Below are 12417 nucleotides of genomic sequence, written 5' to 3' on the forward strand. Positions count from 1 at the left end.
TTTACCGGCGCTTTTATTTTTTAAATTCAGACCAGTTCAAATCACTTTCATTTAACAGTTCTTCAAACGACTTATTTTTTTCTTTTTCTTTTCGAATTCGAGCAGCTTCTTTACGCTCTGTTTCTTTCTGCTCTTCTTCTTTTAAAGAAAGCGCCTGTTTTTTAGCTTGAAGCTGTTTTAATAAGCTATCATTTAGCTGATCTTTGATACTGAGCTGATCATTTTGTTTTTGTGCTGATTGTTTTTGCTTTTTTTTAGCCATCACAATTCCCCCGCTACTTTAATTGAGAGATATTGTATCATATTCTTGCTTTTGTTACCAAAAATCAAAATGCATCTAGTTTTACATGTTCATCAATAATTAAAGTTGGCTCTGTAGATTGTTGAATATCTTCTATCGTATAGCCTTTCGCTACTTCAACAAGCTTTAGACCTTCTGCCGTAATATCAATGACCGCTCGATCTGTAATAATGCGATCCACTACCTCTTTTCCTGTCAGAGGGAGGCTGCACTCATTTAAGATTTTAGGCTCATCTTTTCTCGTCACGTGTTCCATAATAACAATGATGCGCTGTGCTCCGTGAACTAAATCCATTGCACCGCCCATTCCTTTAATCATTTTTCCAGGAATCATCCAGTTTGCCAAGTCACCAGTTTTTGAGACTTCCATTCCTCCTAAAATCGCAATATTAATGTGCCCTCCGCGAATCATTCCAAACGATTCAGCACTATCGAAATAAGAAGCGCCTGTTGTCGCCGTGACGGTTTCTTTACCTGCATTAATTAAATCAGGATCTACTTCTCCTTCTTTCGGATATGGTCCAATGCCTAACAGACCGTTTTCGGACTGAAGCACCACCGTTTTATTATCTGAGATATGATTAGCCACAAGCGTTGGAATACCAATTCCAAGGTTTACATAAAATCCGTCCAAAATTTCTTTTTCAGCACGTTTTGCAATTCGCTCTCTCACGTTCACGCCGTTTTCAATCATGAAAAATCTCTCCCCTTTTGTTATTTTTGAACGGTTAAACGCTCAATACGTTTTTCTTGTTCACCAATAATTAACGATTGAACATATACACTAGGTGTGTGAATAATATTTGGATCAAGTGAGCCTGTTGGATGAAGTTCCTCCACTTCTGCTATCGTCACTTTTCCTGCTGCTGCAATCATTGGGCTGAAATTGCGCGCTGTCTTGTTATACACTAAGTTACCCATATGATCGGCTTTCCAAGCTCTAACCAAACTAAAATCAGCTTTTAACGCCTCTTCTAGTAAATATTCTTTTCCTTCAAACACGCGAACTTCTTTTCCTTCAGCAATGGGTGTTCCCACTCCCGCTGGTGTATAAAATGCAGGTATGCCCGCTCCGCCGGCGCGAATCTTTTCAGCTAGCGTGCCTTGAGGTAGCAATTCTACTTCAATTTCTCCTGACAATACTTGTCTTTCAAACTCTTTATTTTCTCCCACGTAAGAACCAATCATCTTTTTAATTTGTTTGTTTTTCAGAAGCAGTCCAAGTCCCCAGTCGTCTACGCCGCAGTTATTTGAAATTACGGTTAAATCTTTTACCCCTGTTTCAACTAACGCTAAAATCAAATTCTCCGGAATTCCACATAAACCAAAACCACCGACCATAATCGTAGCACCGTCGTGAATATCTTTCACCGCTTCTTTAAACGACGTATGTACTTGTTTCATACATAACCACCCCTTCGTTATTTTTGAAAACGCTTTCTAATCTATTATAAAAGATTTTTATTTCTTTTTAAATATATATATAACTGAAAATTATAATTTAATCATTTTTTTGTCAAAAAAGTTATATTACTAGACAAATTAAAGGAAAAACAAAAACGCCACGAGTTCCAAAGCTGTATGTTTGGAATCTGTGGCGTTGTGATATAGCTTTAATGTTTGTTAAAACTATATCAAATTAAGGACGTTCAACGATTGTTGCAACGCCTTGGCCTCCGCCAATACATAACGTTGCTAACCCAAGTTTTGCGTCGCGTTTTTGCATTTCATGAATAAGTGAAACTAGGACACGTGCACCACTTGCACCAATAGGATGTCCAAGCGCAATTGCTCCACCGTTCACATTTAAAATATCATGATTAAATTGAAGTTCACGATCCACAGCGATTGACTGTGCAGCGAATGCTTCGTTTGCTTCTACTAATTGAACATCTTCTAATGAAACAGCAGCTTTTTCCAGCGCCTTTTTCACTGCGCTTACAGGACCGATTCCCATAATGCTTGGGTCTACTCCCGCAGTTGCATTACCTTTAATTGACACTAATGGTGTTAGGCCTAACTCGTCTGCTTTTTTACGGCTCATTACCACTACTGCCGCTGCACCGTCATTGATACCAGATGCATTACCAGCTGTTACAGAACCGTCTTTTTTGAAGGCTGGACGTAGTTTCCCTAAGCTTTCAGCCGTTGTGCCTGCACGTGGGAACTCATCTTGTTCAAAAATAGTTACTTGACCTTTTCTTCCAGGCACTTCTACTGGCACGATTTCATCTTTGAAACGACCAGATTGAATAGCTGCTTCTGCTTTTTGCTGACTTGAAGCTGCAAACGCATCTTGTTCGTCACGAGTAATTTCATATTTATCACACAGATTTTCAGCTGTAACGCCCATATGGTAGTCGTTAAATGCACACCATAATCCATCTTGAATCATGCTGTCAACTACTTTTTGGTCGCCCATTTTAAACCCGTTGCGTGCATTTTTTAATAAGTATGGTGCTTGGCTCATGTTTTCCATTCCACCAGCAACAATCACATCAGCATCCCCAGCAAGAATCGCTTGTGTAGCGAGATGTACTGCTTTTAGTCCTGATCCGCATACTTTATTGATGGTTAATGCTGAAACAGTTTCAGGTAAACCTGCTGCTAAAGTTGCTTGTCGTGCTGGATTTTGTCCTAAACCTGCTTGTAGGACATTTCCCATAATAACTTCATCTACTTCGTTTGCTGATACCCCTACTTTGTTTAAAGCTTCTTTAATTACAGTACCACCTAAAGTTGTTGCGGATACATTTTGTAAGCTTCCCCCAAAGCTGCCGATTGCTGTACGTACAGCGCTTACAATGACTACTTCTGTTTGACCCATGTCGAAAACCTCTCCTTACTGTTTGATTACTGTGATTAACTGTCACCTGTATTAATTTCGACATCGCTTGCGAAATTCCTCTTTTTTTGTAAAAATTTATAATTTTTATTGAATTTTAATTTTTTAGAATTAAAATAAATATTAGTAAGCGTTTACAATGTAGGAGGAGAGCGGTTTATGGGATTTCCTGAAAAAGTAACAATTATAGAAGTTGGTCCACGAGATGGCCTTCAAAATGAAAAAAATTTTGTTCCAACTGAAAAAAAAATTAATTTTATCAAAAAATTAAAAGAAGCTGGACTATCCGAAATCGAAATTACATCCTTTGTTTCTCCAAAATGGGTTCCTCAAATGAAAGATGCTTCTACTGTTGCAGATACATTTCAGCCTGATACATGCCGAAACATTGTGCTTGTGCCGAACCAAAAAGGCTTGGAAAAAGCACTGCAAGCTAATTGCCGCTCCGTTGCGCTGTTTATTGGCGTAAGCAATACCTTTAATCAAAAAAATATTAACAAAAACACCAAAGAAGCTGTACAAACGCTGCTTCCTCTCATTCAGCAGCTCAAGCAGCAAGAATGTTTTATTCGAACTTGCATTTCCACCGCCTTTTATTGCCCGTATGAAGGAAAAATACACGAACGCAACGTGCTGGCCCTTTGCGAAAGCTTTGTGGAGGCTGGAGTGAATGAGCTAAGCGTTGCTGATACAATTGGTATGGCAAACCCTAAAGATGTATTTTCACTTTTCTCGAAATTAAAACAAAACTTTCCCCACACGCTACTTGCTGCGCACTTTCACGATACGAGAGGATTAGCCATTGCAAATATCTATGCAGCTCTGCAAGCCGGTATTAACAGGTTCGATTCATCCGCTGGGGGGTTAGGTGGATGTCCATTCGCTAAGGGAGCAACGGGAAACGTAGCTACGGAAGATCTCGTCTTTATGCTTCATGAAATGGGTATTTCCACTTCTATTAATGAAGAAAAGCTGCTCGAAGCGGTCGCTTTTATCGCTCCTCACATTTCAAGACCGATTGAAAGCAAGCAATACTCTTTATTTGCACAGCGTTAAAAATTAGGTTTTTATGAGAGCGATGCTATAATAAATAATAGCTATATTAACAAAAGGAGCCGCTAATCATGAAAAAATGGCTATTATTAATAGGAAGTGTTTTTGGAGCATTTGCCGCTCTTGGCATCTTTTTTACAAATCAAATGATGTACATCCGTAAAAAGACCGACAAAGTTATTATTGACCGCGATACGGAAGATGGCTTTTATGATGAGAAAGTCTATAGCACTCTTCCTAAAGAAGCATTTGTGCTTCCTTCTTCTTTAGGCTATAACATAGCTGGGACCGTTATTAAACAACACGAACACAACCGATTTATGATTCTTTCGCACGGAGTTACAGTTCATTCATTGAACTCTATGAAATATGCTCGGCTTTTTCTAAAGCTTGGATGGAACGTCGTTCTTTATGATCATCGCCGACACGGCAAGTCTGAAGGGAAAACAACGAGCTACGGCTATTATGAAAAACTGGACCTTCAATCCGTTGTTCATTGGGTAAAAGAACAATTCGGTTCAACTATTTCCCTTGGGATTCACGGGGAGTCTATGGGAGCTGCGACCACTCTTTTGTATGCTGGAATGGAAGACGGAGCTGATTTTTATATTGTCGACTGCCCTTTTTCTGACTTGGAAGAACTTCTTGCCTATCGCTTAAAACAAGATTTCCACCTGCCCAAACAGCTTGTCATGCCAGCAGCTAATATTATTTTAAAATGGCGAGAAGGTTACTCATTTAAAGACGTATCACCTATTTCAGTCGTAGATCAAATCAAACATCCTGTTCTGTTTATCCATAGTAAAGAAGATGACTATATTCTTCCTAAAATGACGGAGCAGCTGCATGCCAAAAAAATGGGAGCAAAACGGATGTATTTAGCACCTGTAGGCACTCATGCCCGCTCGTATGCTGATAATCCAGAGGAATATGAACAAGTTATTGAATCATTTTTAGAAAAAATACAAAAAGAAGCGCTTTAAAGCGCTTCTTTTGTTTTATCGATAAATGACATGCGCGGATTTAAAATTTGAGAAGGACATTTTAGCATAAACGCATAGGCACTTTCATTGTAGTCAATCGTCATATTATCATCTAAAAATACTTGCTTTGTTTTTTCGACAAGAACAGGAACAAAATTCGTCTCAATGGTTACATCATCGCTCTCTTTTTCATCAACAATCCATAGCGTCGTTACACCGCTCACAACACAGCCGCATCCATCCGTATCGTATTTTAATTTTAAATATAGTGAAGAATCTTTCCCGTACTTTTCTTGTACTTTTGCTATTGCTTTATCAGTAAAGGTAATATTCATTTTCCTTTAACTCCTTTTAAACTAATTGTATAAACAAACGAAAATTGCTTATATAATGAGTATAATACACATCTCGCTTTCATTAAACTCTGGCGCTTCATATAGATGTGTACAAAAAGGAGGTTTTTTTATGTCAAAAGTACAAATTAAAGTAATGGATAACGGCTCTTTCCGTGTCACTGGAGACGTTGAATTAATTGATGCAGACGGCAACAAATTTGAAACAAAGCCGACATTTTCACTATGCCGATGTGGCCAGTCGCAAAAGATGCCCTTTTGCGACGGAAATCATAAAGGAAAATTTGACTCTTGTGTGCGCGCTGCAAAAATTTTAGACGAGCAGTAGATTCATAGATATACAGCCTTACTGAACGAAACCATTAACGAAAAACATTGATAACCTGTGGTTAAAGCACAGGTTATTTTCTATTAAACGCATCCCCTGCCAATTTTTCTACGAGCCCCGGGGCAAGCTGATACATCTTCGAGCCTATATTCATCCACTTAGGCAAGTTGACTTCTCGTTTTGGTTTCCCAATAATATTGACCGTTTTTTCAGCTACGTATTGAGGGGTTAACATAAACTTTTCTACACTTTTTTCATAGTTTCCTGATTGGTCTGCTATTGAAAAGAAGTTGGTTTGAATAGGACCTGGATTCACTGCCGTTACATAGACATCTGTTTTCGCTAATTCCATTCGCAGGCTGTTGGTAAACCCTAGCACGGCATGTTTAGAAGCTGAATAGCCACTGGATTTAGGCGTCGCAAGTTTGCCTGCTTGAGAAGCAATGTTAATAATATGTCCTTTGTTTTCTTTTAGCATATAAGCTAAAATTTCTTGTGTACATGCAATTAATCCAATAACATTGACTTGAAACATTGAGGCAATTGTCTTAATCGATGCTTCTTTCACTTCTTCAAATACACCAAAGCCTGCATTATTAATCAGGACATCAACACGCTTAATTTCACTCATCATTTTCTGAACGACTCTTTTGACTTCCTCTACGTTCGCTACGTCAGCTTTGTATATGTAAGAGGTAATCCCATATTTTTGACTAATTTGCTCGGCTACTCGGTGCAGCTTTTCTTCTGTACGTGCAAGTAAAACGGGGACGCCCCCTCTTTTGGCCACTTCATAAGCTAAATGCTCTCCAAGACCTCCCGAAGCGCCTGTAATCACGACATGTTGGTTCTTTAACGAGGATTTCAAATATAACACACCTTTTTTATAAGTTAAGAGCACACAGAATAAATAAGCGTACTTTCTTTTTCATGTGTACTGATTTTATTTGCATCTTCTAAAAAATCGAGCTGACCAATTGTTTCAGAAAGAGTTAGCCCTAGTTCTTTTTCATAAATAGTAGGAAATAGCTGTTTGCAAATATCAAATGCTGTTTGAGGACGTTCTTTTATCATGCTAAGCACTTTATCCGCTCGGTCGCTCTGCTTTTGTAACCGCTCTTGTACAAGTTCGCGAACATGTAACACTTCATCTCCATGACCTGTATAGATACAGTTTATCTCTAAATCAAGCAGACGTCTTAATGAATGATTATATTGAAGAAGCGTTTTAGGTCGCTCGCCGCTTGGTTTCATAGGAGGTTCAATGAGCGGATTAGATGAAATATGCTTTAACAGTAAATCTCCTCCAATCATAACCGCTGTTCTTTCATTGTATAATGCAATATGGCTTTGAGCATGACCTGGTACTTCAAGTACTTTCCAACTCTCTAGGCCCGGAATGTAATCTCCTTCCTGCACAGAAGTTGTAAGAGAACGATGACATGAATACTTCATTGATGCTTTTAAACGTTTTAAATAAGAGCGAAACCTTTCATCTACGCCGGCTTTCATAAAGTGGTCTTCAAAAAACGCATCGTACCACTCAAAAAAATCTGGATTTTGGGAGATCCAAGGCTGATTTTTCGCATGACCGACTATGGCGATATCTTTATCAAAAAAATCAAGCATTCCTACGTGATCAGGATGGTGATGAGTTAGGACAACTTGCTTAATATCATCTGGTTTTAATCCTATTTCATTAAGCTTTTCTTTAAATACAGACCACGCCGCCTCCGTTTTAATACCAGCATCAATTAGCGTAACGGTCTGACCTTTTATAACAAAAACATTCACATCTCCTACCGCAAAAGGAGTAGGCAGCACAATTTTATATAATTGCTCATTCATCTGTATTTTTGCTCCTTTACCATCGTATTTTCTTTTAAGTTTACACGATTTTTCCTGTTATTTATACAATTGCATTCGTTTTCTGAAAATTACATTGACATCCTTCTCTTTTTCATTGCATAATGACAGAAATATAGTGAAGTTTTATTCATATCTTTAGATAACTATGCATTTTATAAAGAAGAGATACACAAACACAAACCTTTAACAGATACTGAAATCTCAGTATCTGTTTTCATTGGATAGCAAATGACTGGAGGAACTTTTAATGAAAACGGATTTAAACATCGCCTTTATTGGAGCTGGATCAATGGCTGAAGCTATGATCTCAGGGCTGCTGTCAGATAAAAAGCTTCGCCCCAATCAAATCACCGTAACAAATCATAGCAACGATAAAAGACTTCACGAACTTCGAAACGCATATGAAATTAACATTACGCGTAATCATGCCTTGTTAATCGAAAAAAGCGATATCGTCGTGCTTGCTATTAAACCAAAAGACGTAGCGGAAAGCATCGATACGATTAAGTCTTATATTCGTCCGCACCACCTCGTTCTCTCTGTTTTAGCAGGGGTATCGACTGCCACAATTGTAAACTTGTTTGACCAAGAAGTAGCGGTTGTAAGAGCTATGCCAAATACATCGGCCTCTATTGGATTATCGGCTACAGCCATTGCACCCGGCAAGTTTGCTACAGCAGAGCATATGAACGTTACTACTGCTTTATTTGAAACGATTGGTACGGTTACAACTGTAGAGGAAGAGCAGCTTCACGCTGTAACAGGACTATCTGGAAGCGGCCCAGCGTATGTCTACTATCTAGTAGAAGCAATGGAAAAAGCAGCTGAAAAACAAGGCTTGGATACGTCAGTGTCAAATGAACTAATTCTTCAAACTCTTATCGGTGCTGCAGAAATGCTGAAACAGTCACCTAAAACGCCAGCCGTACTTCGAAAAGAAGTGATGAGTCCGGGCGGCACAACGGAAGCAGGAATCGAACAGCTTATTTCTCATAACTTCCAAGAAGCCATGATGCAGTGTATTGAACAAGCTACAATTCGCTCCAAATATTTAGGAGATACGATTGACGAAAAAATCTCGAGTAAACGTTCGTAAAGGTTCACCTCTTTCTAAAAAAAGAAAGAGGTTTTTTTATGATTAAAAATGGATAAGCAGATTATGTGAAAGAAAATTCAATGCGGTGATATAATAACTTTTGTTTAGAGTATCGAAATAATTGGAGGTTAAACCGAATGACAACAAAACTATTTTCACCTTATACAGTGAAAGATGTAACATTAAAAAACCGAATTGTAATGTCACCAATGTGTATGTATTCATGCGAAAAGGAAGACGGCGTAATAACCGACTTTCATATGGTTCACTACACAACTCGTGCGGTTGGACAAGTAGGTCTCATTATGGTTGAAGCCTCAGCTGTCGTGCCACAGGGTCGTATTTCAGCTCAAGACTTGGGAATTTGGAATGATGAACAAAAAGATGGATTAACGAAACTTGTGACACAGCTAAAAGAAAACGGTGCAAAAACAGCTATTCAACTTGCACACGCAGGACGTAAAGCAACTGTTGAAGGCGATATTTATGCTCCTTCCGCTATTGCTTTTGATGATAAAAGTAAAAAACCTGTGGAAATGACCACAGAACAAATTCATGAAACGATTTCTGCCTTTAAAGAAAGCGCTCGACGCTCAAAAGAAGCTGGATTTGATATTATCGAACTTCACGCTGCACACGGTTATTTAGTACATCAATTTCTATCGCCGCTAAGCAATAAACGCAGCGACGAATATGGCGGCAGCGCAGAAAATCGCTATCGTTTCTTAAAGGAAATTATTGAAGCTGTGAAAACAGAGTGGGACGGCCCTTTATTTGTCCGTGTTTCTGCTTCTGACTATACAGAAGGCGGATTAACAGTCGATGATCACGTTGCATTTGCAAAATGGATGAAAGAACAAGGCGTCAACTTAATCGATGTTAGTTCCGGTGCTCTTGTACACGCTCCAATCAACGTATACCCTGGCTATCAAGTGCCGTTTGCAGATAAGATTAAGCAGCAGGCAAATATTGATACAGGCGCAGTTGGATTAATTACAACAGGACGACAAGCAGAAGAGATTCTGCAAAGCGAACGCGCTGATTTAATTTTTGTTGCGCGCGAACTTCTGCGCGATCCGTACTTCCCGCGCACGGCGGCAAAAGAACTAAATGAAACAATTTCAGCACCCGTTCAGTACGAACGCGGATGGTAAAAAAAAGACGAGGATATCCTCGTCTTTTTTTATGAAATCGTAAACCGTTTCAAATCTTCTGCTATGTCGGTATTTGGAAAAATTTCTTTTGCTCCTTCTGCTAGCCGGCTGACTGCGTCTCCTTGGTAACGCGAACTAATATGAGATAAAATAAGACGCTCGGCCGATGCTGTTTTAGCGATTTCAGCGGCTTCTTTTGCAGTAGAATGAAAATAGTTGTAAGCAAGCTCCTCGTCTCCCGCTGAAAAAGTAGCTTCATGGACTAAAACATTTACATGCATAGCAAGCTGAACACTTTGCATGCACTTTCTTGTATCTCCTAAAACCGTGATGACCTTCCCTTTTTTAGGCTCTCCTACAAATTCTTGACCATTGATTATACGCCCATCTTTTAATACTACTTCTTTCCCTTCCTTTAACTGCTGATAATGAGGCCCCGGGGGAATATTCATCTCTTTTAAACGCTGAACGTCCAGTGATCCTGGTAAATCTTTTTCGACAACTCGATATCCATAAGATAAAATGCCATGTTCAAGTTTGCCAAACTCCACTGAAAAAGTTTCATCTTCAAAAATCGTTCCACTTTCACTTTCCTCTTCTATTTCAACAATCTCTAGAGGATATTGCAGATGAGTTTGACTTACAGCCAGCGTGACTTCAATAAATTCTTTAATTCCTTTTGGCCCGTATACAGTAAGCAGCGATTCTCCGCCTTGAAACGAACGGCTTCCAAGGAGTCCAGGCAATCCGTAAATATGATCACCGTGAAGGTGCGTAATAAAAATTTTCTCAATTCGCCTCGGTTTAACGGTTGTATGTAAAATTTGATGCTGAGTTGCTTCTCCACAATCAAAAAGCCACACCGCCCCTCTTTCTTGCAAAAGTTCGAGCGCAAGAGATGAAACATTCCGCTGTTTCGCCGGTACTCCTGCACCCGTTCCTAAAAATAACAATTCCATTTTCTACTTCCTCCTTCACACGCACAAAAAGCCTGTAAGTATATTATACAGGCTTTTTGCAAACTTACCTATTTGATGCTGTCAAGCGCATACGTAATAGTAGCTAATAACAGCTCAATATCACTTTCCTCAATGTTGAGAGGCGGCGAGAGGGTGAGAACATTATTATAGCCGGCCACCGTTGCTCCATTTTTCCCAATAATGACTCCTTTGCTTTTGCATTTAGCAATCACTTCATTTACAAGATTAACGTCTAACGGTGCCTTCGTTTGTTTATCAGCTACAAGTTCAATTCCAATTAAAAGCCCTTTACCTCTTACGTCTCCAACGTATGGGTGGCTATCGATAAGCGGCTTTAGCTCACTTAATACGTAAGCTCCAAGCTGTTTAGAACGGTCAAAAAGATTTTCTCTCTCCATAATTTCTAAATTCTTTAATGCCAGTGCACACGCAGCTGGACTTCCTCCAAATGTATTAACATGGCGAAAATACTCGTACTGATCGCTATCTTTGAACGCTTCATAAATTTCTTTTTTAACAGCAGTTGCAGAGAGCGGAAGATATGCGCTTGTAATTCCTTTTGCCATGGTAATGATATCTGGTTTTACATCGTAATTCATAAAACCAAAGGCTTCTCCTGTACGTCCAAAGCCGCAAATAACTTCATCTGCAATTAAAAGTGCACCGTGTTTTTCACACGTTTCTTTTACGCCTTTCATATAATTTTGAGGCGGTAAAAGAATTCCTCCTCCTGTAATAATTGGCTCCATAATAACAGCGGCAATCGTTTCACTTAGCTCCCACGTCATAACATTGTCAATATCTTTTACAGATTGAAGCTGTTCTTTCGGTGCATCGTAGTCATCTTGCCCTCGGTACGAATCAGGCGGAGCAACGTGAATAAAGCCAGGGGCAAGCGGTTCATATTTATATTTACGCTGAGCTTGGCCCGTTGCTGCTAGTGCGCCCATTGAATTCCCATGATACCCTCGGTAACGCGAAATAAATTTGTAGCGAGAATGCTCTCCTTTTTGCTGATGGTACTGACGCACAATTTTAAAAGCCGTTTCATTTGCTTCAGATCCGCTGTTTGAAAAGAAGATAACATAGTCATCACCTAGCATTTCATTTAGCTTCTCTGCCAGTTTGATAGCAGGTACGTGAGATTGAGTAAGGGGAAAATAAGCCAGTTCTTTTAGCTGCTCATAGGCTGCGAGCGCTAACTCATCCCGTCCATACCCGGTATTTACACACCAAAGCCCTGCCATTGCATCTAAATAGCGATTTCCTTGCTCATCTGTAATCCAAGCACCTTTTGCTTTTGTAGCTACCATCGTTGCATCCGGACTGTATGGTTTCATTCCATGCCATACATACTGCTCATCTTTTGCACGCAGATCTTTTTCATTTTGACTGACCTGTACCATCTTATCCACTCCCAAATCGCTAGCGCGGTATTTTTTTCTGTATGAAAAG

The 12417-nt window shown here is 39.4% G+C and carries 14 protein-coding genes; 5 read left to right on the plus strand and 9 right to left on the minus strand.

The genetic code is table 11. The features are described 5' to 3' along the window. Positions 1-13: 13 nt before the first annotated feature. The 4 genes from ACFX4W_RS10525 to ACFX4W_RS10540 all read right to left on the minus strand — a co-directional run bounded on the left by ACFX4W_RS10525 (position 14) and on the right by ACFX4W_RS10540 (position 3128). A complete protein-coding gene (locus ACFX4W_RS10525; RefSeq protein ID WP_016765509.1) occupies positions 14-262 on the minus strand; it encodes a YqkE family protein in 249 nt (82 codons plus the stop codon). A 64-nt stretch (positions 263-326) separates the two neighbouring features. After that, positions 327-995 (minus strand): 3-oxoacid CoA-transferase subunit B, encoded by a 669-nt coding sequence (locus tag ACFX4W_RS10530; RefSeq protein WP_043976312.1) that lies wholly within the window; start codon positions 993-995, stop codon positions 327-329. A 20-nt stretch (positions 996-1015) separates the two neighbouring features. Then, entirely contained in the window at positions 1016-1705 is a 690-nt protein-coding gene (locus tag ACFX4W_RS10535; protein WP_025750456.1) for a CoA transferase subunit A, read from the minus strand. A gap of 235 nt (positions 1706-1940) precedes the next feature. Continuing rightward, entirely contained in the window at positions 1941-3128 is a 1188-nt protein-coding gene (locus ACFX4W_RS10540) for an acetyl-CoA C-acetyltransferase (protein ID WP_043976310.1), read from the minus strand. A 177-nt stretch (positions 3129-3305) separates the two neighbouring features. Between ACFX4W_RS10540 and ACFX4W_RS10545 the strand changes: the two genes are divergently transcribed. Both ACFX4W_RS10545 and ACFX4W_RS10550 read left to right on the plus strand, forming a co-directional pair. Continuing rightward, positions 3306-4202 carry a hydroxymethylglutaryl-CoA lyase gene (locus tag ACFX4W_RS10545; protein ID WP_377559373.1) on the plus strand — a complete coding sequence of 299 codons (897 nt, stop codon included), beginning with the start codon at positions 3306-3308 and terminating at the stop codon, positions 4200-4202. Between the two features lie 68 nt (positions 4203-4270). Continuing rightward, positions 4271-5182 carry an alpha/beta hydrolase gene (locus ACFX4W_RS10550; RefSeq protein ID WP_043976305.1) on the plus strand — a complete coding sequence of 304 codons (912 nt, stop codon included), beginning with the start codon at positions 4271-4273 and terminating at the stop codon, positions 5180-5182. Here the strand turns inward: ACFX4W_RS10550 and ACFX4W_RS10555 are convergent. Next, on the minus strand, positions 5179-5517 hold the full coding sequence (locus ACFX4W_RS10555) for an iron-sulfur cluster biosynthesis family protein (protein ID WP_028410692.1): 339 nt from the start codon (positions 5515-5517) through the stop codon (positions 5179-5181). The two genes, ACFX4W_RS10550 and ACFX4W_RS10555, sit on opposite strands and share 4 nt — an antisense overlap. A 130-nt stretch (positions 5518-5647) precedes the next feature. On the opposite strand from ACFX4W_RS10555, the gene ACFX4W_RS10560 reads away from it, so the two are divergent. After that, entirely contained in the window at positions 5648-5863 is a 216-nt protein-coding gene (locus tag ACFX4W_RS10560; protein ID WP_013059094.1) for a CDGSH iron-sulfur domain-containing protein, read from the plus strand. Between the two features lie 73 nt (positions 5864-5936). Here ACFX4W_RS10560 and ACFX4W_RS10565 read toward each other — a convergent pair whose 3' ends face one another. Both ACFX4W_RS10565 and ACFX4W_RS10570 read right to left on the minus strand, forming a co-directional pair. Further along, complete coding sequence (locus ACFX4W_RS10565) at positions 5937-6731, minus strand: SDR family NAD(P)-dependent oxidoreductase (RefSeq protein ID WP_043976303.1); 795 nt, start codon at positions 6729-6731, stop codon at positions 5937-5939. A 23-nt stretch (positions 6732-6754) separates the two neighbouring features. Next, the gene (locus tag ACFX4W_RS10570; RefSeq protein ID WP_043976301.1) at positions 6755-7711 is read right to left on the minus strand and encodes an MBL fold metallo-hydrolase; all 957 of its coding nucleotides are present in this window, start codon (positions 7709-7711) and stop codon (positions 6755-6757) included. 268 nt (positions 7712-7979) lie between these two features. Between ACFX4W_RS10570 and proI the strand changes: the two genes are divergently transcribed. Together proI and namA are read left to right on the plus strand one after the other, a co-directional pair. Further along, the gene (gene proI / locus ACFX4W_RS10575) at positions 7980-8828 is read left to right on the plus strand and encodes a pyrroline-5-carboxylate reductase ProI (protein ID WP_013059097.1); all 849 of its coding nucleotides are present in this window, start codon (positions 7980-7982) and stop codon (positions 8826-8828) included. A 137-nt stretch (positions 8829-8965) separates the two neighbouring features. Next, positions 8966-9982: an NADPH dehydrogenase NamA gene (gene namA, locus ACFX4W_RS10580; protein ID WP_043976298.1), complete on the plus strand. Its 1017-nt coding sequence runs from the start codon at positions 8966-8968 to the stop codon at positions 9980-9982. Positions 9983-10011: 29 nt separating this feature from the next. Here the strand turns inward: namA and rnz are convergent, their stop codons facing one another. Continuing rightward, complete coding sequence (gene rnz, locus ACFX4W_RS10585) at positions 10012-10941, minus strand: ribonuclease Z (RefSeq protein ID WP_043976296.1); 930 nt, start codon at positions 10939-10941, stop codon at positions 10012-10014. 68 nt (positions 10942-11009) lie between these two features. Beyond that, entirely contained in the window at positions 11010-12368 is a 1359-nt protein-coding gene (locus ACFX4W_RS10590) for an aspartate aminotransferase family protein (RefSeq protein ID WP_043976294.1), read from the minus strand. Between the last annotated feature and the right edge of the window lie 49 nt (positions 12369-12417).

The sequence above is a fragment of the Priestia sp. YIM B13489 genome (genome assembly GCF_042787645.1).
GTDB classification, from domain to species: Bacteria; Bacillota; Bacilli; order Bacillales; family Bacillaceae_H; genus Priestia; species Priestia megaterium.